The organism is candidate division Zixibacteria bacterium HGW-Zixibacteria-1, from assembly GCA_002838945.1.
Classification (GTDB): Bacteria; Zixibacteria; MSB-5A5; order GN15; family PGXB01; genus PGXB01.
Genome location: PGXB01000001.1, coordinates 176,893 through 203,741 on the forward strand (window position 1 = coordinate 176,893; position 26,849 = coordinate 203,741).

General features: G+C 47.3%; 19 protein-coding genes. 16 read left to right on the forward strand and 3 right to left on the reverse strand.

Going from position 1 to position 26,849, the window contains the following annotated elements; translation table 11 throughout:
* Positions 1 to 18: 18 nt before the first annotated feature.
* The 3 genes from CVT49_00700 to CVT49_00710 all read left to right on the forward strand — a co-directional run bounded on the left by CVT49_00700 (position 19) and on the right by CVT49_00710 (position 4,100).
* Positions 19 to 2,670: a hypothetical protein gene (locus CVT49_00700; protein PKK85093.1), complete on the forward strand. Its 2,652-nt coding sequence runs from the start codon at positions 19 to 21 to the stop codon at positions 2,668 to 2,670.
* 201 nt (positions 2,671 to 2,871) lie between these two features.
* A complete protein-coding gene (locus tag CVT49_00705; protein PKK85094.1) occupies positions 2,872 to 3,405 on the forward strand; it encodes a hypothetical protein in 534 nt (177 codons plus the stop codon).
* Positions 3,402 to 4,100, forward strand: a complete 699-nt coding sequence (locus CVT49_00710) for a hypothetical protein (protein PKK85095.1) — start codon at positions 3,402 to 3,404, stop codon at positions 4,098 to 4,100. Before CVT49_00705 ends, CVT49_00710 begins: the two co-directional genes overlap by 4 nt.
* Positions 4,101 to 4,133: 33 nt before the next feature.
* On the opposite strand, the gene CVT49_00715 is transcribed toward CVT49_00710, so the two are convergent.
* Positions 4,134 to 7,256, reverse strand: a complete 3,123-nt coding sequence (locus tag CVT49_00715) for a hypothetical protein (GenBank protein PKK85096.1) — start codon at positions 7,254 to 7,256, stop codon at positions 4,134 to 4,136.
* Between the two features lie 416 nt (positions 7,257 to 7,672).
* Between CVT49_00715 and CVT49_00720 the strand changes: the two genes are divergently transcribed.
* Positions 7,673 to 12,538: a hypothetical protein gene (locus CVT49_00720; protein ID PKK85097.1), complete on the forward strand. Its 4,866-nt coding sequence runs from the start codon at positions 7,673 to 7,675 to the stop codon at positions 12,536 to 12,538.
* Positions 12,539 to 12,817: 279 nt separating this feature from the next.
* Positions 12,818 to 13,402 (forward strand): hypothetical protein, encoded by a 585-nt coding sequence (locus CVT49_00725; protein ID PKK85098.1) that lies wholly within the window; start codon positions 12,818 to 12,820, stop codon positions 13,400 to 13,402.
* A 9-nt stretch (positions 13,403 to 13,411) separates the two neighbouring features.
* Here the strand turns inward: CVT49_00725 and pepF are convergent, their stop codons facing one another.
* A complete protein-coding gene (gene pepF, locus CVT49_00730) occupies positions 13,412 to 15,322 on the reverse strand; it encodes an oligoendopeptidase F (protein PKK85099.1) in 1,911 nt (636 codons plus the stop codon).
* A gap of 452 nt (positions 15,323 to 15,774) precedes the next feature.
* Here pepF and CVT49_00735 point away from each other — a divergent pair, with 452 nt between their 5' ends.
* From CVT49_00735 to CVT49_00780, 10 genes are all read left to right on the forward strand, one after another.
* Positions 15,775 to 16,716: a hypothetical protein gene (locus CVT49_00735; GenBank protein PKK85100.1), complete on the forward strand. Its 942-nt coding sequence runs from the start codon at positions 15,775 to 15,777 to the stop codon at positions 16,714 to 16,716.
* Positions 16,717 to 17,215: 499 nt separating this feature from the next.
* Positions 17,216 to 17,413, forward strand: coding sequence for a hypothetical protein (locus CVT49_00740; protein PKK85101.1), 198 nt, complete (start codon positions 17,216 to 17,218; stop codon positions 17,411 to 17,413).
* Between the two features lie 254 nt (positions 17,414 to 17,667).
* Complete coding sequence (locus CVT49_00745; GenBank protein ID PKK85102.1) at positions 17,668 to 18,687, forward strand: hypothetical protein; 1,020 nt, start codon at positions 17,668 to 17,670, stop codon at positions 18,685 to 18,687.
* 18 nt (positions 18,688 to 18,705) lie between these two features.
* Complete coding sequence (locus CVT49_00750) at positions 18,706 to 18,963, forward strand: hypothetical protein (GenBank protein ID PKK85103.1); 258 nt, start codon at positions 18,706 to 18,708, stop codon at positions 18,961 to 18,963.
* Positions 18,964 to 18,989: 26 nt separating this feature from the next.
* The gene (locus tag CVT49_00755; protein PKK85104.1) at positions 18,990 to 19,418 is read left to right on the forward strand and encodes a hypothetical protein; all 429 of its coding nucleotides are present in this window, start codon (positions 18,990 to 18,992) and stop codon (positions 19,416 to 19,418) included.
* Between the two features lie 2 nt (positions 19,419 to 19,420).
* Positions 19,421 to 19,885: a hypothetical protein gene (locus CVT49_00760; GenBank protein PKK85105.1), complete on the forward strand. Its 465-nt coding sequence runs from the start codon at positions 19,421 to 19,423 to the stop codon at positions 19,883 to 19,885.
* A gap of 427 nt (positions 19,886 to 20,312) precedes the next feature.
* Positions 20,313 to 21,377, forward strand: coding sequence for a hypothetical protein (locus CVT49_00765; GenBank protein PKK85106.1), 1,065 nt, complete (start codon positions 20,313 to 20,315; stop codon positions 21,375 to 21,377).
* 141 nt (positions 21,378 to 21,518) lie between these two features.
* Entirely contained in the window at positions 21,519 to 21,986 is a 468-nt protein-coding gene (locus CVT49_00770; protein PKK85107.1) for a hypothetical protein, read from the forward strand.
* A gap of 214 nt (positions 21,987 to 22,200) precedes the next feature.
* A complete protein-coding gene (locus CVT49_00775; protein ID PKK85108.1) occupies positions 22,201 to 22,863 on the forward strand; it encodes a hypothetical protein in 663 nt (220 codons plus the stop codon).
* 33 nt (positions 22,864 to 22,896) lie between these two features.
* Positions 22,897 to 23,745, forward strand: a complete 849-nt coding sequence (locus CVT49_00780; GenBank protein PKK85109.1) for a hypothetical protein — start codon at positions 22,897 to 22,899, stop codon at positions 23,743 to 23,745.
* Between the two features lie 605 nt (positions 23,746 to 24,350).
* Here CVT49_00780 and CVT49_00785 read toward each other — a convergent pair.
* The gene (locus CVT49_00785; GenBank protein PKK85110.1) at positions 24,351 to 25,376 is read right to left on the reverse strand and encodes a hypothetical protein; all 1,026 of its coding nucleotides are present in this window, start codon (positions 25,374 to 25,376) and stop codon (positions 24,351 to 24,353) included.
* Between the two features lie 535 nt (positions 25,377 to 25,911).
* Between CVT49_00785 and CVT49_00790 the strand changes: the two genes are divergently transcribed.
* Complete coding sequence (locus CVT49_00790) at positions 25,912 to 26,655, forward strand: hypothetical protein (protein PKK85111.1); 744 nt, start codon at positions 25,912 to 25,914, stop codon at positions 26,653 to 26,655.
* The last annotated feature ends 194 nt before the right edge of the window (positions 26,656 to 26,849 follow it).

The window sequence follows — 26,849 nt, forward strand, 5'->3', positions numbered from 1 at the left end:
GACAGGGGCATAAATTTTATGGTCACTTCCAGACAAAAAGTCAGCCTGTTCGGAATATATCCGGCGATAATCCTGACTCTTATAGTCGGATTTATCATCGGATGCGGTTCCGATCGCGACAAGCCAACCCTACCCGGGGCTCACCCGGATAGCTGGCTGGATAGTAATTCATCCGATTTTCATGGCGATGTCGTTCTTGCAACCGGATCAAGAAGCTGCGAAAAGTGTCATGGAAGCGATCTGGACGGCGGCAAGGTGGAAGTATCATGTATTGACTGCCACACAAATTTGACCGGCTTCTGCACCGGCTGTCACGGCGGGTATGATAACAGCACCGGGGCGCCGCCATACGGCCTGAGAGACGAGACCGACGATACAACGCTTGCGGTCGGCGCGCATACGATTCATATGGAAGGTTCATCTCTGGCTGCGGCTCTGGAGTGTGATGCCTGTCACAATGTTCCGGCCTTTGTCTTCGATTCGGCGCATTATGACAGTAACAATCTTTCGGAAGGACTATCAACCGACTCTGTCGCCGAGATTGTCTGGCACGGTTATTCCGACGGCGGTGGTGCCGCCTGGAACCGGAACGCGCGGGCCTGCTCCGCGACTTACTGCCACGGAAATTTCGACGGCGGCAACACGGGCAATGTTGCGGCCTGGACCGCCGAAAACCAGGCGGAGTGCGGGTCATGTCACGACACCGGTGACGATCCCTCAAGACTGCAGTGGAAACATGAGTTCCATGTGACTACGGCCGGACTAAAATGTGCCGAGTGCCACGCCAATGTTGTCGATAGCTCATTGGCGATAGTGCAACCGACTCTTCATGTCAACGGCACGGTCGATACCCTCACCAGGGATAAAGCGGTTTGCGAAGCGTGCCACAGCGGCGGAACCATCTCCTGTGTCTCATGCCATGGTGGTATCGATAATCAGACCGGCGCTCCGCCTAAAGGATTGCGGGGAGAGCTGGCGACCGGCGACAGGGCTGTCGGCGCCCATACGATGCATCTGGAGGATGGCGTCCTGGCCGATGCCTTCAATTGCTCCGAGTGTCATATTGTACCGGCTTCCTTCAGCGCCCCCGGTCATCTTGATCCGGATTCGGTGGCCGAAATAACCTGGGGTCTGCTGGCCGGCAACCTGTCATCGTGGGACAGGAATAATGAGACTTGCTCCAATACATACTGTCACGGCAATTTCGACGGCGGCGATAATTCGAATGTGCCGGTCTGGACGGCGGCGGATCAAGCGGTTTGCGGAAGCTGTCATGATATCGGCGATAATCCGGCGACTTTGCACTGGAAACACGCTTTTCACATAAATACGGCTAATTTGTACTGTGCCGATTGTCATGCAAGCGTTGTTGATACCCTTCTGGCTGTCACCGATATCAGCCTGCATGTCAATGGTGAAACCGACATAATGGTTCGCGATACCGCCGTCTGCGCTGTCTGTCATGGATCGGGCCCGGCCGCCTGCACCAGTTGTCATGGCGGCGCCGATAATCTGACCGGCGCGCCGCCGGTCGGACTTCGCGGCGAAACATTGACAAGCGAGCGGGCCGTGGGAGCCCACACCGGGCACATGGATGGCGGCGAACTGTCCGATGGCATCGAATGCAGTGAATGTCATATCGTGCCGGGCACGCTCATCGACACGGGACATCTCGGTGCGGACTCGGTGGCCGAAATAACCTGGGGCCTTCTGGCCGGCAATCAATCGTCGTGGGATCGTAACAGCGAATCATGCGGCAACACTTACTGCCATGGCAATTTCGCGGGCGGTTACGCCGACAATGCTCCGGTCTGGACGGCTAATAACCAGGCGCATTGCAGCTCATGCCATGATATCGGATATGCACCGGCCGATTTATTGTGGAAACATGAATATCATATCCAGACCGGCGGCCTGGCATGTGCCGACTGTCATGCCAATGTGGTCGATTTATCGCTGACCATTGTCGGCCCGGATCGGCATATTAACGGCATTGTCGATACCCTCACGCGTGATGCGGCCATTTGCGTCGACTGTCACGGATTCAGCCCCGAGGCCTGCAGCAGGTGTCACGGCGGCACCGACAATCCGACCGGTGCACCGCCGCTCGGCCTGCGCGGCGAAACATTGACCACCCAGCGTGCGGTCGGGGCCCACACGAAACATATAGAAGGCGGCACTTATGCCGACGCCTTCAGTTGCACCGACTGCCACCTCGTTCCGAATTCGCTGACGGCACCGGGACATCTTGGGATTGATTCGGTGGCCGAGATGACCTGGAGTTCACTCGCCGGCAGTCAGTCATCATGGAACAGAAGTACTTCCAGATGCAGTTCAACCTATTGCCACGGCAATTTCAGCGGCGGCTACACTGCCAATGCACCGATCTGGACAGCGGCCAATCAGGCCGGCTGCGGTTCCTGCCATGATGATGGTTCTAACCCCCGGGATCTCAGCGGAAGACACCAGAAGCACATTACGGATAAAGATGTTGCCTGCATGAATTGCCACTTTGCCACGGTTAATGCCCAGGAGGACATTATCGGCAATGATGTGCATGTCGACGGGGTCAAGACGGTCGTCTTCTCATTTCAGGGGACCTATAACAATGGAACCTGTTCGGGCTTGCCGGGGCAGTGTCACGGAACCAAAAGCTGGTATTCCAATTAATAGTTGAATACAACCGCCCCGGTGCCAAAGCCGGCCTGGCCTGCAATTACATGGTTCTATTCTTTGAAATTTTCAAAGATATTCTGATTTCGAAGCTTTACTATATTTCCGACAAAAAAAGTGTTGCTTGATAAGGCCTCTGCGGTTTAATTGATTGTCTCAAAATAAAACGGAATATGTTGAAATTTCCATCAAGGCAAATTGAAAGAACTCTGGAAAAAAGCGGCTTTGGGCGATATCGAGGCAGAGAAGAAACTTTCTCGGCACCTCCTTGAAAGATTTTCAGTTCTGGCCGGATTAGTAATATGTAAAGAAGATGCCAGGGATATTGCCCAGGAGGCCTGTGCCGTGATCTTGACCGAATATAAATCTCTTAAAAGTCCTTTCGAATATAATGCGTGGGCCCAAAAAATACTGAAAAACAAAATCGCCAGCTATTTTCAGCGAAAATCGGTCGAAAACCGTATTTTCTCGGAAAATCATCGTGATAATCTCGAAAATCTGGTCGAAGCGTCTGCTGAAAATAATGAAATTATGCAGATTCTGATCAAATGTCTGAAGAAATTGGTCGATTCATTTCCCAGATACGCGCGAGTTATAAATCTGGTTCAGCTTGGCTATAACACTAATGAAATATGCGGCCGCATGGATATTTCCCGCAACAATCTCTACGTGCTGCTTAACAGGGGCCGTAAGATTATGAGAGACTGTGTTTTCGACGGAGGTGCCGAATGATGGATGACAAATGTATCGATGAAACGGCCGGGACGTTGTTGCATGCCTATGAACTGGGACTACTGAGCACTGAAGAAAAGGACCGATTCGAGACCCATCTTCTGTCATGTGATTACTGTTATGCTGAAGTGAAGAAATTTATGCCCCGCGGTCTAATGCTTGGCAGGGCGGCGGATGTTAAAAAGGCCCTGCAGGAAAAACTGGCAGATATCGGGACGGAACCGTCGTCTCGAAAAAAACTGTCTCAATATCTCTGGCCAAGATTGCCGCTCATACTCAAACCTGCCTTTTTATATTTTCTGATTTTGGTACTGCTGGTACCTTCTTATATGGGTTTGAAAAAAATAACTGAATATGAGTACGGAAAGGAGATTAAGCCGGTTCAGATGATATACCTCACTCCCACGCGGACCCCCGTTAAGAATGTATTTGAAAGCGGCAAAGAAACGGATGGAGTCATTTTCATCGCCTGCCCCGGAGTTGATAAAAATAACAGTTATATTCTGGAAATTCTTACCGAAAGCAATCTTCCGGTACTGGTTATTGATGATTTCGATAAATTCGACGAACGAGGGACCGCCCAACTGGTCCTTCCGTGGAAATTGATGAAAAACGGGAATTATCAATTAATTATCAGGGAATCCACCGCCGATTCCACACATTTGCTATGCCGATATGAATTCGGCATTCAGTAACCCTGTTCGACATCCCTACATCGGAGAGCAGCATCACTTCCAATCCCCAAAAATAACCACTCCGCCCCAGTTGTAGGGGTGATCATTCCGACCCTGTTTTCTGAGCTCATTGATTTTATCAAGTTGTATCTGCCGCACACTTCCAGCCAGGGACATATTGCTGCTGCGGTACAATCCGGAGAAGATTTCCATGGCTGATTTATCGACTACCGGCCAGAGTGTGCTGATGACCGTTCTCGCTCCGGCCATCTGAAAAGCGCGCCTCAATCCGAAGACCCCCTCGCCCCCCTGAATTTGCCCGAGACCGGTTTCGCAGGCCGACAGAACCACGAGACTGACCCCGCTCAGATCCAGCACGGAAACTTCACAGGCGGTCAGGATGCCGTCTTCAAGGCCGGCACTGTCGGCGCTCTCAGGACGATTATTGGCTCCCGCCAGAAACAGACCTGTTAGAAGCAGCGGATTTTCGCCGACATAGGGCGTCTCAGAGCTGCTTCCATTGCCGGCATTATCCGGATGGCAGCCACCGTCAAAAAAGTATCCGTGGGTGGCCAGATGGATAACTCTGTTACCGGGAGAGTACGATTTGAAATAATCTTCCGAAGCGGCATGTCCAAGGTAAATTTCGGCCGGTTCATCATTATATTTTTTCCAGGTATCCGCAATCATTTTGATTTCTTTTCTTGTCTCCGGCAGGGGGCTCAATCTTATTTCATCGAACATCCCGCAGACCGACCTGACATTTCCCGCCACAGGCGGCGCCGACTCATCGCCGCCGTTATTTGGATAAGTCCCCGTCGAAATTCGCTCTGACGCGGTGGCGTTGAAATCCGGATCCCCAAGAGCAAAAAGACCCTCGCCGGACGAGGATGGTTCTTCAAGACGAACCAGATCCCGTCCTGATGACAAATAGTGAACCGTATATTTCTCGATCAGATATTTTCCATCATCGTCGGACAGCCCGGCAAAAGAAATCAAATTCAGGGCATCATCCGGTGCAATCATGATCATACCGGCGCCTTCAAGGCAGTCTTCAAAAGGTTGCCAGAGCTTCCGATAGATGCAGTTGCTGATTTTCGCATATTCTTTCATGTCGGAATCGATAGTAACTCCGCCAAGCGCGGCGATATGATTCATGTGATCACGATAGCGCTCGATAAAGTTATCGATTTCACGGGCTTCACCGAGATCGATTATTTTCGCCGGTTGCTTTTTGGAGGCTATGATGACCAGATAGTGGGGCGCCGAAGTATCGGGAAGGACATTGTTATAGTTAAATTTGTAGAAATCCACAAAAACATCCGTATCCGAGAGAGATTCAATGACGCGCCTCAGGTTTAATTGTTTGTCATTCAGCCACTTTCTGATATCCGCACTGCGCATCGACAGAGTCTGTTCCAAATCTTTAATTACATTTTCAAGTGAATCGATTTCCTGTTTATAGAATGGCGTATTTCTATCCGACCCGGCCGTGAATAAATTTGATAATTTATATTTTATGAGTTTGAGAGAATCCAGTATTTGGGCCGTTTCCGGATCCTTTCGCATCATGGTGGAGCGTTGTCTTTCAAAGATTCCATCGGTAATCAGCCCCTTGGTGAACTGAATCAGGTCAAGAGCCTTGCCGGTTGTTCCGGGATCCCACTCCCGGCCGTCAAAATATCGCGACAGCAGCCCGTCCAGTGACATTCGGGCATATTGAGAATAAGCCAGGGCATCCCTTTCCGACATGGTGATTATGTCATCATGAAGAACACTAAATCTCATGTCGGTCTCCCGCAAGGCGTACTCAAAAGCATTTATTGAATCATGGCGGGCGGCATATAACCTGCTTAAAACACTGTAGTAGTTTACGAGAAGCATAAAGTTATTCTTGTAATTGCTTTCGGCGATTTTCAAACCGTAATTCAACAGTGAATCGGCCTGTTGCAGTTTACCACAACTCAAATAAAGATCCCCAAGTTGTCTGGTTATATACAGGGTGTAGGCATGATCCGGGCCGAAGGAATTTTTATTAATTTCAAGTGCCCGCAACAGATATTTTTCGGCCTCATCGAATTCTCCCTTCCGGTCCAGAAGGATTCCCAATATTTTCAAGTTATCGCTTACCAGGGGATGGTTGGGGCCGAGAACCTTTTCATTTATTGCCAGCGCCCGCAGCAGCATCGCTTCGGCTTCATCATATTTTTTCTGGAAAATGTACAGCCCGGCCAGGCTGGAAAAACCCTTGGCAACATACAGATCCTCCGGCCCGACCGTCTTTTCCCAGATATCGATCGCTTCAAGATAATATTTCTCGGCGTCTTCAAACCGCGCGGTCATCTTGTAGCAGTTGGCCAGGTTGAGTATGGCACTGGCCGTTATGAAATCTTCCCGCCCAAAAGCCTCTTCACGAATTTTAAGGACTTTTTTGTGCATCCGCTCAGCCTCGGAATACATCCCTCTTTTTTCATATAGTACTGCCAGGTTTCTAATACAGACCGCGGTCTGGGGATCATCCTGGCCCAGATTGTCTTCAAAAATATTCAGTGCCCGGATATATTGAGATTCTGCCGTTTCCAATAATCCCTTGTTCATATTCGTAAGCGCCAGATTATGCAGTGCCTTGGCAACTTGAAAGTGACTTTTTCCGAAAATATTTTCGCAGATCTCAAGGGACTTATACTCAAAGGCCAGGGCCCGGTCGGTCTGACCGGTCTCGTCGCAGAGCATTCCCAGATAATGATACGCCCTGGCGGCATCATAATGCATTTCGCCGCAGCGCCTTTTTGTTATTTCAAGGGACCGCACAAACGATGATTCGGCCGCAATATAGTCATAATTATATAGCTGATATGAACCGATCTTGCACACCACATAAGCGACCAGGCTGTCATCCGGCCCGCAAATACGCTCGACCTCCTGCAAAGCCAGGGCGCCCAGAACACGGGCCGAGTCCAAATTTCTCGCCGTGGCCTGTGAGTCGGCCAGATTCAGATAATCCTCCCACTGATCGGCCATGACCGGCATGTTAAAAAACAGCCATAATACCGCCACTGCTGCGAATATAAATCGTTTATCCACGCCACAATCCTGTGTGATAAAGTGTGCGCCAAAGCACCGGGATGAAAAATCAGAGTGAGTCAAACCAATCCGGTTTAATTTAAATATATGCATGAAGGCGAATCATGCAAGCATTTTCGACAAAAGATCGCAGGCAAATTATAATAACCATTTCCCAATAGCACTCTAACCGCCGGCGTTTTACGATATTTTTTTCAAACAATATTTTTTTCTGTAAGATTCGGGCCGCTTAACTGATTGGATTCATGAAGAGCATAATATGAGCACGGGAAATCTTTGACAACGACCGGGGATGAAAACTACCACACGGCAACACCATAAACACATTTGGGCAAACTTATTAGCATAATCCACGTTCTGAAGTTCGCTGTCCGCATCGCTTAATAAATTTAAAAAGAAAGGAGGTTTAAAAGGACACACAGATGTCGGTCCCGGAGACAGGGCAATCCGGTTAATGCGTGGGATCAATTAATAGGACTTTTAGGAAGTCTTATACCTTAGGAGGAAAGATGAGAAAATTGTTATTTTTTTCGGTAATCATGCTGTTTTTAGCGGCGATTACGGCCAATGCCGAGCGCATCGTAGTGGACAGCACGCTCGCAGATATCGTGGTCACGGTGTTGGAATCCAGCGATACAAGAACCGTGATTAAGTTTGATATCGGAGCATATGACAGGGAAGAAGTCAATATTAGTGGAGATATTTACTACAAGATCAGTTGCGGCGAAGAGGGCAAAATTCTGAATGAAGGCGCCCCGGAATTACCGATGATCTGCAGAAGTATTATTATCCCTGATGACGCCCAAATGGCTGTCAATGTTTTATCATCGAACTTTATTGACTATCACGGCACCCCGGTTGCACCATCGAAAGGAAGCTTATTGCGAACCGTGTTGCCGGACACCATTCCTTATACCTTCGGTGATGCCTATTTCAGTCCGGGCTGGTCCCCGGCGACTCTGGCGGAAATCGGCGAACCCTTTATCTTCAGGGATTACAGGGGATTGATAGTCGAACTGAATGCCTTTCAGTATAATCACCAGGACACGGTCCTGCGTGTTTACAATTCGGTAACATTGGAGGTGGTCAACACCGGCCCCGGCGGAATCAATGTATTTACCAGAAGTCGAAGCGAATTGGAACTGATACCCGATTTTGAACAAATGTATGAACGCCGCTTTATTAATTATGATTACAATACCGGCAGATATCCGGTTGTAGATGAAACGGGAGAAATACTCATTATTACGGCGGATGCATTTCATAATCTGGTTTTGCCTTTGGTCGATTGGAAACTTCAAAAAGGGATTAAGACGACATTGGTCAACGTCTCGACGATCGGCAATACCGTGTCACAGATTTACAATTACATCGACCAGTTTTACGACACCCATAACCTGGCCTTCGTCCTTCTGGTCGGTGACGCCGAATTTGTGGCGGTTCCATATGACCAGGGCGATTCCGATCCTTATTATTCCAGACTTGACGGCACCGACAACTGGCCCGAAATCTTTGTCGGGCGCCTGTCTGCGTCCAATAATACTGAATTGGAAACACAGATATTAAGGACGGTCAATTATGAAAAGACGCCGTTTGGCGGCAGTTGGTACCAGAAGGCGACCGGGGTTGCCTCCAATCTCGGACCCGGCGATGACGGCGAATATGATTACCAGCATCTCAATAATATCAGGACCGGTCTCCTGAGCTATGGCTATACCCTGGTCGATCAGATCTATGACCCGACCGCGACCAGCTCTATGGTCACGACCGCCCTCAATAATGGTCGCAGTCTGGTCAATTATACCGGCCATGGCGACTATGATCACTGGGTCACTTCCAGTTTTTATATCTCGCATGTAAACAGCCTGACGAATGAGTTCATGCTTCCACTGATTATCAGCGTCGCCTGTTATAATGGCGATTTTGTCGGTCAAACCTGTTTTGCCGAGGCGTGGCTTCGCGCTACAAACAACGGCAATCCGACCGGAGCCATCGCCGCTTATATGTCATCGGTATCACAGTCATGGTATGAACCCATGGAAGCTCAGGATGAGGCGAATTTCCTGATAGTCAGTGAAGCCAAATCGACGATAGGCGGGATTTGTTACAACGGTTCCTGTAAAATGATGGAAACCTACGCTCAAAATTACAATAGTGTTCAGATGTTCAAGACCTGGCATATCTTCGGCGACCCTTCGGTTCAGTTATTCACTAAATCCCCGGCGGTTATGGCGGTATCTCATGATACGTACATCGAACCCTATGCGGTCACATTCGACGTCACCGTGAGCGGGATTGAAGGCGCCCTGTGCGCTCTTTATGAGAATGGTATCCTTCATGGATCCGCATATACCAATTCATCGGGAATAGCGATTATTCCGATTGATATCGCCCTGCCGGCAAGCGGCGAGATCACTCTGACAGTGACCGCCTTCAACCAGGAGCCATATATCGCGGCCCTGCCGATTGGCTATCAGGAGCCAATTTCCTTTGTTATTCCATCCCAAAACGCGCTGGATGTCATGAAAACCTCTCCGATATTTGTCGTCTTCAATCAGGAAATGGACGGCTCGACATTCAACAATTCCACATTCAAGGTCATTGGCAAAACCACCGGACAATATCCCGGAACGGTATTCTATGCGACCGGTAGTCAATACGCCACGTTCACTCATACCGTCGATTTTAAGGAAGGCGAAGAAATAACCGTCGTCCTGACGGACGGTCTGGAAACAAGCGGCGGTCTGCCGCTGGAAAACGGCTACACCTGGTCATTCACGACGGCAAGCTGTGCCTCCGCCGATTTTGGTCCAAGCATCGAATATGCCACCTATGCCAATCCGAATAAGGCCACCGCCGCTGATTTCAACGGTGATGGGTTTGTCGATATCGCCACAAGCAGTCAGACCAGGAATTATGTCTCGATACTCCTGAACAATGGCAGCGGCGGTTTCCCGACCCATACAGATATATATCTTGGCGATAGTCATGGGCCCAATGGAATTTGCGCGGCTGATTTCACAGGTGATGGTTATATCGATCTGGCGACTTCGAATTATGCCAGCGATAATGTCACCATTCTCGCCAATAATGGAAACGGCATTTTTTCGATTCAGGGTGAATATCAGGTGGTCGACATCCATGGCGGGTGCTACCCGGCCGACATGAATGGGGATGGTCATATTGATCTCGTCATAGGCATCGGCAGTGGGACTCCCGATTACATTGCCGTTTTTTATAATAACGGCAATGGCACCTTCAGCCAGCTGACTCGTCTGGAGGTTCTTGATAACCCCTTTGATCCCAAGGCGGCCGATTTTAACAATGACGGCGCCCTTGACCTGGTCATTGTTAACGCCTGGTCCGATTCAGCCTGTGTCTTTCTCAACGACGGAGAGGGAGGCTTTGGCCCCAGAGTCGATTATTATACCGGGGACCGACCGCTTGAAATTGCGACTGCCGATCTCAACGGGGATGGCTTCGTGGATTTCGCAGTAAGCAATAAGACCGATAATAAGGTCACAATCCATATGAATGACGGTAACGGCGGTTTCGGGTTATACTCGACGGTCAGCCCGCTTTACGGCCCTGAGGCCATCAATGCGGCCGATTTTGATGGTGACGGCGATATGGATCTTGTTACCGCGAATCGTGACGACATGAGTGTTACTATCCTTTGGAACAACGGCAGTGCGAGCTTCACCATAGATGCTCTTGATGACTATTGCGATACCCAAATGTATTGCAGCGGTGTTGACATTGTCGCGGCTGATCTGGACAGCGAAGGCAGTATTGATCTCTTTACGGTCAACATCGACGATAATGGAACCATTTCGGTAATGAAGAATTTCGGCCCCCCGGATGCGCCAGTGCTATACTCACCGGTCAATGGCAAGGTACTGCTGGCACCTGCCCAGCCAACCTTGAATTGTAATGATGTAGCGACTGCCTTATACTATAATTTCCAGATAGATGATGATCCTAATTTTGGCTCGCCAATTTCTTCGCCAACATTTCTTGCAGAATCGCAATGGACAGTTTCCCAATCCCTAAGTGCCGGAACCTACTACTGGCATGCGCGTGCAATAAACAGCTGCGGCTACGGTCAATGGTCGGATGTCTGGACAATAGTCGTCACAAATGGCGGCGGATCCTCCTGCCCGGTCCTGTTCAGCTATAACGGCCGGGAATTCATCGAGGAAAATCCGCTCCTGACTGCCTGCGAAAAATCCGGCTATGTCGATATCGTCACCGACTATTACCATGTCAACAATGAAGTCGTCCCGGTCAACGACAAAGTGACCTTCCAGCTCAAGGAAGTTGAAGATGAAATTACCTACCTGGATAACTTCGAGCTGATTACGGTAGATCATAGTAAGTCCACCGGCGTCGGCTGTTCGGTCGACGGCCGGATATTTACTTATCAAACATCGATCGCCCCGCTTTCGGTGATCGATCAGGATGGCACCGACTGGACGGCGATTGTTCAGGAAAGCGACGGCGAATCGTTTGCCTCGGAAATTTCGGGCGCATTGCTCGTCGTTTTTCCGAATATCGAAAGTTCGGCCGGCATAAGTATTGACGCGGTTACCAAGAACCCGTGCCCGTATGAGGACCCGGGTGATCCTCCCAAAGCCGCGGTCAACAACTACACCCCCAGTTCGATGGTCGTCGAACAATTGACGGCCGACGGCAGCTGGGTTGTCCTCAGCGATGTTCCCTCACGGGAAAATCCTGCCGGCGCTCTCATTATGAATGATCCTTCCCTTGCCGGAAATACTGAAAATATCACGATCCGCATTACTTGGGAAGGCCGCTTCAGCACCGATGAAATTAGACAGTACATTCCATCCGATGAGACCCCGCTTATCAGAACCCTGGCGGCCGATAATTTCAGGCTGAATCTTAAGAATCCGGCGCCGAAGATATGGCAGGGTTTTGAAACATCCGGAAGGCTGGAACTCCGAAGAGACGAATTTATCGAGTTCTCGTTCGACGTCGATAATATCGATAATCCGTCGATGACACGCGATTATATTATACGTGCCGTCGGACGGTATCATCCCGATTATTCGGTATTTACGCATCTCATGCCGAATCAGTTCCAGCTCTATAACAACTATCCCAACCCGTTCAATCCCAGCACTAAAATCGCCTATGATCTTCCGTCACCGGTTCAGGTGAAGGTAGACGTTATCAATATTCTCGGCCGTCATGTCGCGACTCTTGTCGATGAGTCTCAGCCGGCCGGCCATTATGAGGTGATCTGGAACGGGAGGGATAATGACGGCAACGATGTCTCCAGCGGCATTTATCTCTATCGCTTGACTGCCGGAGATTTCACCTCCTCGAAAAAGATGATTTTACAGAAGTAAGATCATTATGCTGTGCTTAACAGGGCCGCATCAGCGGCCCTTTTTTATCCCCCAAATTACCCATCACTTTTTTTGGCGAATCCCTTGACAATCCACTCATTCTGATAATAATTTTAAGACACGACTCGGCACGACATCCCGAATATAAACATAAGTTTGCAGATCAGGAATCAGGGCTGAAGCTGTCAGTTCGATTATAAGATATGGCGGACGGCGAAGACATGCAGCTGGAATCCAATTGTAGACTTTTAATATTATAGAAACAAAGGAGGATTACTCATGAATGGTTCGGACAACGCCGAAACCGGGATCAGAAGACTTTGCGCTCTGGTGATAGGGCATAAGAAAAACTCCGGAGGTGCGGTCAATGCCGACAGCGGTCTGTCGGAATTTGAATTTAATGATCGACTGGCTGTTATGATCGAACACAAGGTGACCGGGGCCGATGTGCAGCGAGTGTACCGCCGTACCTATGATACGCTTCCCCATGACCTTAACGAACTCAATCCGGATTTTATCATCAGTCTTCACTGCAACTCATTCCAGCTTAAGGCGACCGGGACGGAGGTGCTGTACTATCATAAATCCGACCGGGGGAAAAGTGCCGCAAAGATACTGCAGAAACATCTGGTCAGGCACCTTCAGCTGAAAGACCGCGGCATCAAACCCAAAAATGCCGAGGAACGGGGGGGATATCTTTTAAAATATACCAAGGCCCCCTGCCTCATCGGCGAGTCGTTTTTTATCAGCAATAACGATGATCTGGCGCGGGCGCAGGAGGATTTGGACGGGCTGGCCGGGGTCTATGCCGCTGCTATCGACGAAATCGCCCTGAACGACGGGATCTCGGGCTGGAAGAGCTGAAATCCCGGCTCACTGCAATTTGTGAAGCTCCGTTTCGAGTTGTGTCACCAGGGCATCGGTCAGATCGATGATGGCCTGGTATGTATGCGGATCGGCCATATCGACACCGGCCCGCTCCAGGAGATTCATCGGGTAGTCGCTGCCGCCGGCCCTGAGCAGGCCAAGATATCTGTTGACGGCCGCCTCTCTCGCTTCACCCGTGTTTGACATGACATCACTTATCAGGCGGGTGGAAGCGGCGTAGCTCGTGGCATATTTATAAACATAATAGGGGCCGAAGTAAAAATGCGGGACGGTCGCCCAGTAATAACCGAGCAGCGAATCTTTGGCCATGGCATCACCATAGAAATCATCGACAACCTGTAGGTACAATTCGTTCAGCGTTTCCGCCGTGACCGGCTCACCTTTTTCCACCTTCTGATGCGCCCGCCATTCGAAATCGGCAAATAAAACCTGTCGATAAAAAGTCTTGTAAAGATCATCGATGGTGTACTGCAGAAGATAAATCTTTTCTTTCGGATCCTGGCTCTTGTCCAGAAGATAGCGAAGCAGCAACTGCTCGCCTCCGGTGGAAGCTACCTCGGCGACAAATATCGAATAGCCGGAGGTCGGATATGGCTGGCTTTCTTCGGCGAGCACCGAATGCATGGCATGTCCCATTTCATGGGCCACGGTGAACATCTCACCCATCGTTTCATTGTAATTGACAAGAATATAAGGATGCACCCCGTAAACACCGGAGCAGAAGCCGCCGGTGCTCTTGCCGTCGTTTTCGTACACATCCACCCAGCGGTCATCGAATCCGTTACGAAGTTTGGATTGATATTCCTCGCCAAGAGGCACCACTGACTCGGTAATCCAGTTTTTTATTTCATCATATTCGTATTTTTTCTCGAAGTCAATTATCGGAACATACCGATCGTACATATGAAAAGAATCGAGGCCGAGATATTCTTTTTTCAGATTGAAGTACCGCCTGATCGCCGCGGAGCCCTTTTTGACGGTCTCGATCAAATTGGTGAAGACTTCGGTCGGGACATTATCGTTATCCAGATAACTTTCGAGCGTCGTGGCATATTTGCGCGCCTGGGCGGTCGCCCAGTCACGTTCCAGCACGGATCCATATATAGTCGCATAAGTATTGCGGTTGGTGCTGTAGATCGTCATGGTGCTTTCGAAGGCCATTCGCCGGTCTTCCGGGTCGCGATCGGTCACGATCAGATTCATATACCGCCCCTCGGTCAGCTTGACCTCCTGACCGTCGGAAGTGGTAATAGTCGGGTATTTGACATCGGCCGTGGTCAGGGCATCGTAAGTACGCACCGGCGAACCCTGGAAACTGGAGAAATACGACAGCAACTGCTCCTGCGCGGCGTCGAGTGTATGCGCCTGGCGCCTGAATTCATTCTCGATTTCCACCCGGTATTCCTTGAGGGCCGGTTTCGCAGACATCCATGACTGAAGAATATCCCGGTTTAAATTGAGCAGTTCCGGTGTGAACCATGATTGCGCAATCCGGTATTTTTTCCCGATGGCCCGCACCCTTTGATATATCCCGCCTATTTCATTGTTTTTCACATCGACGGCATATTGCAGACCGACATACGAGGAAACACTGTCATTAAGCTTATCGATCCGGTCGCGGGAGCGGAAGACCTTAAGGAGGTTATCGGGGTTCTCGGCAAGCGTCCCCTGGAGTGTCGCGAAATAATCGACCAGCGAATCGAGCCGGGCTAAGTCGCTTTCCCATGTCTTCCAGTCGGGGTAGATGTGGCTGAAATCCCACTTGTATGAATCCGGGATAGAATCCCTGACCAGTATCCGCTCCTCGGCGGAAACAAGACCGGAGACAAAAATCATTATTATTACAGTCAGACCCAGAACCCGAATAGCCGGGAATAAATTTTTCCTCGAAAGCATAACCTGTCCTCTTTTAATGCCGTGGCGGCCGTTATTTACCAATGCGGTAGTTGTCTTCTGCCCACACCCCCAGCCCCTTGCCGGTTCGCCGGGCCAAGCCGGATGGCATAATATAACAGAAAAGACCGTAAGCGGCAAGACCGGGCGGTGAGTTATTTAAGAGAGTGGAATTATCCATTAACACTGTGAGCAGTCCGGGTAAGGCACCTCTGACCTTCGGGTTATGGGCTTGTACAATAGTCCTGACAGCAGAAAGCACCAGACACTAACCGTCTTAATGGCAATAGATTAAATAAACCCGGCCTCTGCCGGTTTTGGCTAATTCTGTTAGAAAAATGTTGGACTTGCATTAGTTGTTTCGCTTTGGCTATATTTGTAACGGTCTCAGTCCTCTCATATATGAGATTGAAGTATTTGTGCCAGGAATAATATTACCGGACAAGTGAGAGCCTATGAATTATTGCTGCAATTTCTTAATCAGACAAAAGGAGAATATCATGATGAGATATTGTTTCATGCTTTTGTGCCTAATACTACTTATTCTGCCCGGTATGAGTCACGGGGAAGTAAATAATTCCAAACCCTTGGTATATGTAAACCATGTATATGTTACCCTTGACAGTGCCACCTATTCCTCTGTAAGTAATTCCGATTTCTTAAAAGACATCTTTAGCGCCTGCATCACAAAGACAATTGCTGCCGACAGCGGACAATCTTGGACCGGTACTTATGTTTGGGGCGAAAACACCTACATCGAATTCTTCAATATCGGAGAGTATGAGAACAAAGGATATTCCGGAATAGGCTTTGGTGTTGAAGTTGAAAACGGGATCGAGCATCTCCATAAACAGTTCACCGACTCAGGGATGACAAATATCTGGAAAAACGTGAGGTATCGACAGATCGATGACAAAGAAGTTCCCTGGTTCCAAATGTTCGGTTTCTTAAGTGAAGATACTACTCTCAGTTTCATAACCAATACCTGGGCCATGGAGTATAAGAACGAATATATGATATCCAAGTATCCGGACCGCAACCATGACTCTCTTGACATCACACGAAAATGTTATAATCAAGAGGAGTACCGAAGCGATTTGCTATTGAAGGATATTGTAGAACTCGAACTAGCCGTGGACGATCCTGATTATAGCAAGTTGTTGGATGAGTTTAAGAATTATGGTTATCAGGTAAAGCAGAACGGGGCGTTAACCGTAGCAAATGGGCCGGATATTCGGATAATTCTTCGAGCCAAATCAGAGAATCAAGCGGGTATCTGCAGAATCAAGTTTTCCTTAACTGACAAACGGTATGAACCGCAAACGGAAATATTCAACAACAAGTCAAAATTGATACTGAACTCAGACAAGACAGCGGAGTGGTATTTCGACATATAGTGAGGGGTGGCAATTCACTCCTTCGGATTATAAGACTATGCAAAAATCCCAATAGTAGAAAATACCAGATAAAACTACCCCGACCTTCGGGTTGGCAGTCTTAAGGTAATTGGATTCTGTGCACTCTCATAACTGATTGTGGAATAATAATTTTGGTAGCGGGGCGGCGCAATTCGTTAAATTGGAAGCTGATATTCCGCTTTTCAGGGTTGTTATAATGGCGGCTTAATGTTAATGCGGAAATAAGAGTATCCGGGAAAGGCCGTTGCTTTCCCTCGGGTCATTGGGCGACAATGATCTAAATAAATACTACTATGTGTGGTACATAAGGCCAATTCATGGCAATTAAAACGCCTATTCATTTTGCTATTTCCCTTGTCTATTTATGACCATTTAGGGCAAGGAAAGTCATCAATTTGTTCACTTAGTCTGCGCGATGTTAGATGGGTCTTATTTAAGCCGCTTGCATAAGCTGGGCAGGCTTTGCGAGACCATTTGAATAGCCGAAGTCCTGGGCGTCCAGCCCTCGACCATCTACCAGTGGACACACCAGGGCTATATCCCCCATATCAAGATCGGCAAGTTCGTGCGGTTTAAGGAGAAAGATGTGGAGAAGTGGGTGGAGAAGAAGGTGAATAATGGGCGGGAAACCAAAAAGATCGACCTGCGGATGATTGAGTCATATAACCGCCTGTGAACACATTTTCTGCCTTGACAAAAGCAATAGCTTTCATATATTTACATTAATAGACCAAATTTTCATATCTGGTTTCTAAACATCTTAATAAGAGCACATCACAGAATCCGGCAGACTGTGAATATATATGCCAAGGTCTAAAAACGAGAATAGCGATCGAAATAGTAGTATTATTTCAGTAGTTTTTTATACAGCCTGGAGTAAATAATCTGTATTGAATATAATTTAATCAAAAACGATATAAGGAGGATGACATGGCCGGATTTGTTAACCTTCAAAAGCTGTTTTTGCTTTTTATTATGTCGGCCCTGGCCGTATCTGTCATGGCCGATGTGCCGCAGACAATTAACTATCAGGGTCGTTTGACAGATGCGGCCGGTGATCCGGTTGCTGACGGACCCTACCTGATCAAATTCAAAATTTATGGTTCTCCAACAGGTACTGATTCGCTATGGTCAAGCGGTTTTCAGGCGGTGACCATTACTGATGGATTATTCGATTATAAATTGGGTGCATCAATTTCTATGCCCGCCAATTTGTTTACAACACCCGCCCGCTACCTGGGAATTACGGTTGGAACTGATGCGGAGATTTCGCCTCGAATTCAATTGGTATCCGTTCCATATGCATCTCATTCGCAAAATGCTGATTATGCCAATTTAGCCGACAATGCTGAAACCCTTGCAGGTGAAGGGCCGGATTTCTACCTTAATTGGGGCGATATGACCAATGTCCCGGCCGGGTTTGCCGATGGTATCGATGATGTCGGGAGTGGCGATATTACCGGAGTTACGGCCGGTTCTGGTCTAACGGGCGGCGGTACATCGGGCAGCGTAACCGTAGCGGTCGCCGCTAATGGCATTACCGCAATTTATATTGCAAACGATGCCGTTGGCTCCAGCGAAATTGCTACCAACGCAGTTGGTTCAGATGAAATTGCTACCAACGCAGTTGGTTCAGATGAAATTGCTGACAATGCCGTTTACAGCGCCGAAATTGCTGACGGCGCTATCGTTGATGCCGACATTAGTAACTCTGCCAGCATCTCGACTTCAAAGATAAGCGGCACGGCGGTTAACTTAAGTTCATTACAAACCATTACTGGAACCAAAACATTTGATAGTCAAATCTATCGTGAGAGCGACTATGACATTCCAGCCTCTCGAGTTGGGTTAAAGGTGAATTTAAGTAACTCAAGTACAGGTATATTATATGGCGTTGACTGCGAGATTAACCATACAACGGCTGGAACGGTTGGTATGGATATGCGATAAGAGGTTCCTATACGACAGATGGTAATAACAGATATGCTCTTTATGGTTATGCACAAGCCCTCACTACTAGCATTGCAACCGGGACTTCTTATGGTTTATACTCAGAAGGACGGGATGGAGCAACAGCCTATGGTGTATGGGCTCGGGGATCCTCTGCGACAAATAATTATGGAATATACGCTTCCTGTGGTAATTCTACAGGAAACTACGGTGGTTACTTCTATGGTAATGTGGATGCAACCGGTGTCTACAGCAAAGGCGGCGGGGAATTCATAATAGATCACCCTGATGATCCGGAAAATATGTATCTTATTCACTCCGATGTCAGCTCACCAGATATGATGAATATTTATAACGGCAATGTTACTACTGATGCTGATGGAAATGCTGCTGTTGATTTACCGAATTACTTTGAATCCTTAAATTCTGATTTCCGTTATCAATTGACGGTAATGGGCACTTTTGCCCAGGCAATCATTAGTGAAAAAATAAAAGATAATCGGTTCTCCATTAAAACGGACAAACCATTTGTCGAGGTTTCATGGCAAGTGACCGGAATCCGCAAAGATGCTTTCGCAGTCAATATGCGCAAATCGGTCGAAGAATATAAGTCTGATGATGAACGCGGCTTATATAGGAATCCCGAACTTTTTGGATTCGGTATGGAGAAATCAACCAATAAAATAAATCATCAAGACTTGCAGGATCATCCGGAACGCAGTGAGGAATAATCATGAAAATCTCAATATTGATTTTATTTGCAATAGTGATTCTGGCCATGATCGCCTATACCAACGAAAGAGTCGGCGAGGAAATCAACTGGCAGGTGATATCATCTGGTGGGAGTATCAATGGTACTTCGACGAATTATCAATTAAGTGGCACCGTTGCTCAAACTGCCACCGGAGCCGGATCATCGACAAATTATGGTCTCAACCATGGTTTCTGGCAGGGATTTGAATCCGGCGGTCCCGGTTGCTGTAAAGTGGCGGGTGACGCCAACAACAATGATGCTGTCAACATTCTTGATGTGACTTTCATAATCAATTATCTTTATAAGGGTGGAGCGGCCCCGGTCTGCAGCGATAAAGCTGATGCCAACGGCAACAATGTAATCAATATTCTGGATGTGACCTATTTGATCAGTTATCTGTATAAAGGCGGTCCGGCGCCGATTTGCGGAACGACAGGAACTTAGCAGATAATTTAATTGGATATTATCCCCCCCGCAGTCACTCAGAATGCGGGGGAGAGGATTTGTCGCAGCGAAGCGAAGATCCTGAGCCTTTGAAGGGAACCTGCGACCTTCGGGTTATGAGCCTGTACATTAGTCCAAACAGTAGAAAGCACCAGACACTAACCGTCTTAATGGCAATAGATTAAATAAACCCGGCCTCTGCCGGTTTTGGCTTATTCTGTTTGAAAATTGTTAGAAAGAGGTGTAGACAAATGTGGACTTGCGTTAATATATTATTATATTAGACTATATGTTTAAATTGAGGTTCGCAATCATAAAATATTTTCTGCAAAAGTCAGGAGTTGTGACTATATATTTTAAACGATTAGGTATATTCTAAATAGAAATGCCTTGGATTCAGTAAATTATATTTTCAATAGGAGGTTTGATGATTGCCAATCAAAAACTGATTGCTTCGTTCTCGCTATCAATTCTTCTTGTTTTTACATCCTTAGTCTTTTCCAGTGAAAAGGATTATAAAATAGTTATTCACCCCGGAACCAGCGAGGATATTAGATTTGAAGCTTTGAATGTTAATCTTGCGTCGGATAATTGGGTAAATGACAGAATACGAGTGGATATTGTTGGAGGTGCAACCCAGTCGGGTTCACTTGAATTGAGTAAAGATCACCCCATATATCTCCAAAAAGAATATGGCTCTCCCTATATACAGTTGAGATTCACAAATAATAATATGCTCGATTTCACTATTGCGGTAGTCGAATCATCGGAGAGCGGAAAGTCACAACAGAGCAGCGCTGCTGAAATCCGAGCATATGAAGCCATTATAAATACTACTCCTGAAATGGTAGTCTCTCAAGATATCGACATTCAAAAGGCATCAAAGGCGATACAGGTTCCTATGCCCATAAATAACCGCAGGGATTATGATCGGGCGGTAAGTAGGTATGAAGAATATATGTATTACCTGGGACGAATCGAAGTAAAGCTTGGAACCCTATCTTCTTTGGCTGGTATGGAGCGGGAAATCCAAGCGAGATTCGAGGCCACAAAGCGATACGTTGCGGATGCTGATCAGGGTCATATGGTTCCGCCCATTGAAAATTATTTGGTAGGTTTGGACATAAGACTTGATCCGAAAGAGAGATTTTCAAGGAGGCTTTATAACAATTACGCCATCGCGCAAGATAATCTCCGCAAGCAGGGAGATTTTCTGTTTAAGGGACTTCTTATTTGGGTTGCCCAAACTCATGAAATGGTCGATGCTAATCGTGAGAGTGAGGGATTAAGTGTATATAGGCGCGGCCTGACCGCGCATGATCAAGGCATCGCTGAAATGGGGGGAATGAATCAAGCAAGTTTATTATCTCGAAAATTTAGCCGAGATGTTCTTATCCCGATTTTCGAAAAGGCGAAGACGACTGAAGCGCCTGAAAGCGCTCAGCTCGCCGCGGTAGATATCATCTCCTTTTTGTCAGGAATCGGGAGGTAGTGGAAATGTTGTCAGAATATAAATCATAGTCAACTAACAAGGTCACGATGATTTGCCCAAATCTTTAGTTGGGTATATGATTTATAAACAATAACCTATTAAAAGGAGGAACTCAAAATACGAGGGAATTCATCGAGAGTAATGTTTTGGTCATTCTTTCTGTGTGTATTTTTGACCAGCGCTTTAGTTTATGCCTATACTTCTTCGTATTCGGTAGATGTCACCAAAAGCAAGGGTGAATATTTGGAAGAGGATGGTAATGTCGGCTACGCGTGGAAAAATCTTGATATTTCTGTCAAGAAGAATACGATCTCGCTATCCTTTGATTTGAAGGTTTGGAATAACAAACGTACTCCTATCACTCAGCTTTATGTTTGTATTAACAACAAAGTATATGATTGCGTTTTTAACAGGGTCCGCAGGAAGTCTGCGGTTGAAAAGTACCAGGATGTTTCTGTCTCCTTTACTGTAAACTACCCATCGGAAAATGCAACTCATAAAATATACCTTGTCCAAACTCAAGCGATGGGGGTTGATGCTGGGCAAAACCACGTGGAAGTCGAAGGAGGTGGCTGGAAAAGCAAAATTGGAACGCTATCTACCCATTGACAGAATAAACCATGTTTATGGATCAGGGCGGTGTCATGCATATCGTACCGCCCTAATATATTCAGTCATGGACCTATTCAGATACGCGCAGCTTACGATTTTATATCTCTGGCAGGTTTGGGATGATGATTTCGTTGGACGAGATTGAAATTCAAGGGTTTCATTGCAAAGCGATGAAATAGTAAATCTACCATATAATTGAGGAGGTGTAATCATGTGTGGATATCTTTTGCCATCAAAGAACGCTTCAGGCTATTTTGTATCTTCCTTTTTCGTTTTAATATTACTTGGGATTTTGATTTTGCATCCGGCGAATATGGTATCGGCTCAATCAGATTCCAAGGAGCGTGTTCTCGTGGATAGGCAGTTCACGGTTCAAGGCGTTGTTCAGGGAAAACTTGGCACCTGGGAGCCTAATCTTAAGCCACTGTATGATCTGGAAAATCAGGATATTTATACATATATTGATGACGATGATCGGGCATATAACTTTTCATTGGTAATTACAGATTTGTCAGATGCCGTCCGGGTATACAAATCGGATTTATCCACACCACAAAACAAGCAAGGGTTGGATTATGATCGGGTAGATGGTAATTACGCACCTATGGCAAAGATGTTTATGCTTGAAATCCACCCATATAGTGAAGATTTCGACAGAAAGCGAGATACTTGTTTAACATTTACACGACTTGGACAAGCCAAAGGCACGCGCCCGGCAATTGGGCACCAAGAGTCCGTAAGATTTGAAAATGTAAAATATACTTTTACGATTCTGGACTATGAGATTGACGAAAAGTGGTCGGACTTGCCAGACTCCAGACGCCAGTTCGGCTATAAATGGATTAAAATACAACTCACAGCCGAAGTCAAGTGATAGTCATCTTTTTGGAAAGAAAGGGGCAAAGCTATGAATGCCGTCAAGAGGAAAGGGATACTGCTTATTCTCATATTGGTATTCCTTATGATACACAGCGGTCTAATTCTGGCCGACAGAAATAAGGCTATAGAATACTGCCTCAAGGGCGAGATGTTGCTTGCCACGAGTGAATTCGAAGAGGCTATAGGACAATTCAATAATGCCATCTCTGCTGATAGCAGATTTGAGATCGCATATATTGATCGCGGCCAGACGTACTATCTTATTGGTGAATATGCAAAAGCCAATAACGATTTTGATCAGGCGTTAACGATTAATCCATCCAGCTACCAGGCTTTGAACAACCGAGGGCTTGTCAATATCGAACTTGGTCGAGATGACTTGGCAGTAAAAGACTTCACCAAATCCTTGACCATTGAAGAGACCGTGGAGGCATATATAAATAGAGCCCTGTGCAATATGGCATTGGGTAACTACAGCAATGTTGTTAATGACTGTTCCAGGGCAATAGAAATTTCCTCGTCTAAGGCTCAATTTATCGCAATGCGAGGAGCAGCCTACTATTTATTGGGAAAAACCGATAAGGCAACTTCGGACTTTGATATGGCCTATCGATTGGAGCCAAACAGTTTTTGGAGTTATTATTTTAGAGGTTTGGCGTATATTGAAAACGGGGAATATTGCAGGGCAATCGAACCATATTCGAAAGTCTTGGAAATGGAGCCAGACTATGAATCTTTCTACGAACGTGCACAGGCATACGAAGGTTGTGGCGATAATGCCAGGGCTCTGGCAGATTATAGAGCCTGCTTTGAGCTTGCGCCTCAATCATGTGCAATTGCGGCAAAAGCATCAGCGAAAATCCGCGAATTAGATTAAATGTATTGAGCCAAATTTTAATTGAAAGCCTCGAAATATGAAATAAATTCACGATTAAAAGAAGAAAAGGGCCATCACAAGCTACTCACAAGACTTTATCCAGCCACCAAATCAGTATGGTCCTCACCGTCAATAGGCAATTCACTTTGTAGATAAAAATTTTTATTCAGTGTAGTTATGAAGAACCCGAAGGTCACAATGCGAAGAATTTCCAGTTAAAAAAGGTCAACATAAAACAAGAGGTAAAATTATTTTGACCTTGGGGCTGGAGCCTTGACAGACTGTTTCCTCATGAGAACGTATAACTAATTGCGATGTAATGAATTATGGTAGCGGGGAGGGGATTTGAACCCCTGACCTTCGGGTTATGAGCCAGCTCAGGTGTCCGAACAAAAGAAAGCACCAGACACTAACCTGTAGTAATAGCAATAACTTACAGGAAACTAAGTGTCTGGTGTTTTCCTTTATTTTAGGGTGTTTTGGCTTGTTTTGTTAGAAAAGTGTTAGAAAGAGCATTATCTGATTTGGGCTTTAGCGCTCCATTCAGCCATATCGGAAACTCCCCTGACCAGAGGCCGTACAGACCCAAGAATCGCCGTCATCTCTTATCTCGATCTTGCTATTCGGAAACCGGAATTATTACAGCGGTCGTTTCTAGGCCAAGCACTACGATGAAATACTCGAGCCTCGGAAGCATCACCACCCCATCTTCCACCCCGCAGGATATGCTTGCTACCGGTGGTCACGTAAGGGTTCTCTTGAGCTTCGCCGCCATAGGCTGCGTACTTATCGCTCACCCATTCCCAGGCGTTTCCACTCATATCGTATATACCCAAGCAGTTTGGCGGGAAACTCCCAACCGGTTTCGTTCCTCCAAAATACTCTCCGCGGTCAAGGTACTTGTATTCACCTTCATCACCGCGGAAGTTTATTTCGGAGGACTTGGCAATGTCCTTGCCGTTCCCGAACCTCACTTTGCGACCACCTTCTCTTGCCGCATATTCCCACTCGGCCTCAGTCGGTAATCGAAAACCTCTGACAGCAGTTACATCAAGAGTTGGGTTGCCATCTTTATCCAGGATCCCTCCGGTGGTCAAATCGTAGGCAACAGGCAAACCAGCCTTTTTGCTGAGCCAGTTACAATAGCATATGGCGTCATCCAGTGAGATTGCCAGTACCGGGTCATCTTCCGTCTGCTCGATGCCGGGATTCTTCCAGTTGGTGAGTGGGTTGTACCCCGTCCAGTCTCTCTTACCCGCATCCCAGAATCCGGCACCCGACAACTGCAATAGGCGTTCATGGAGTTCTGACCTTTTCTGCGGCGTTAGATCACGTGAGGAGAATTGCTCCATGATCGCCATGCGCGCTGCTGAGTCATCAGGGCATTCAGCCGATGTGGCATATCCGGCTTCCCCGGCAAAGGCTCTGAATTGTCCAACCGTCACCTCATGCTTCGAGATGTAGAAATCATTTATCGTGACTTGGTGGACCGGCCTTTCGTTTTCTCTGCCATCGCCAAATACATCGCCCATTTCATAACTGCCGCCTTGAACATATATCATCCCGGCCGAAATTGAATCTCTTGACATATCAGAGCACCAAACATTATCACCAATCACCAACAGCAGCAACAGGCAACTGCCTGTTCTTGACACAAAACGCGTCAGATCCGATTTTATAATGGTTTAATCTCCTTCTCAATAGGCATCCCAGCCATACTTATAGTTCCTATGATCTTCCCTCAAAATAATGGACACATGGTTAAGATAGGGTATCTGCCCTTTCGAAGTCAACTGGATTTTTGAAACTTAGACTCGGCCGGTGGCGCACCGCTCGCGGTGCGAATTCGTAACCCACACTTTACTGCAGGATAATAGGAAAGGTCGACATCCCCACGGCGCGGGTGCCCCACCCGCCTCGGCGGGCTGTGGGCTATCTGTTGCGCTCGGCGAGTGCCGCTGACATAATCGAAATCGAATAAAGGGAGAAAACAAAGGTTATTGATATTGAATTATAATACGGTTATCTTGTATCAAGATATTTAAATTCTGAATAATCATGGGGGATATCAGCGCGGGTGCCCCACTACCTGCTTTGGGTTACTTGCAGTAGATGGGCCGTTGGCTGTTTGAGCCCGGTATGTAATTTATAAATGGAGTTGTCGCTATGTTTAAGAAAATCGTTCTTTCTGTAGTTATCCTTGTAATTGTCGCGCTGGTGGTTGCGTACTTCGGCCGCAATATGCTGGTCGAAAAAGCGGTTGAAACCGGCTCCGCTTATGCCCTCGGTGTGGAAACCGACCTCGGTTCGGCCTCCCTCGAAATAAGCGGCGGCAGTCTGGAATTAAACAACCTCGAAATCAGCAACCCGGAAGGATTCACGGCGGAGAATTTTCTGTCGCTTCGCAAAGGGATGGTTGATGTCGTTGCCGGATCAGTACTGGACGATGAAGTCATGGTCGATTCGTTTATCATTGAGGGTATCACGCTCAATCTCGAACAGATTGATAAAAAGGGAAATTATCAGGTATTGCTCGACCATATCAAGCAGCTGGATATGTCATCATCGGGAGAATCCCAGAAATTCCGCATCGGGTTGATCGCGCTGCGTGATATAAACGTAACCGGCTCGCTCAGTCTTCTTGGACAGAAAACTGAGAAGTCATTCAAACTCGATAATTTCTCATTGCATGATGTCGGCAGTGATAACGGGGCGAAAATAAGCGAGGTAACTGCCACGGTAGTGAAGACGCTCATCACCAAAGCGCTGGCCGCCGGGAGCGGTTTGTTTCCGGAGGGATTCGGGAAGAATCTCACCGATTTGAAGGATCAGGGTATGGAGAAAATTAAGACCGAAGCGACGGACAAACTCGAGGATCTGGGCAAATCGCTGACGGGCGACAAGAAGTAAAGCCAGCGGTGACCCGGATGGACTTGTCCTGGTTTCATAAATAGAATATCACTTTGAGGACTTTTGTCTGAATCGTATCAACGCCAAAGGGGCAGATGGTCTTCCCCTAAAAAAATGGACACATAGTTAAGATAGGGTAGCCGCCCGTTCGAAGTCAACTGGATTTTTAAAACCCAGGCTCGAATGACGGCGTT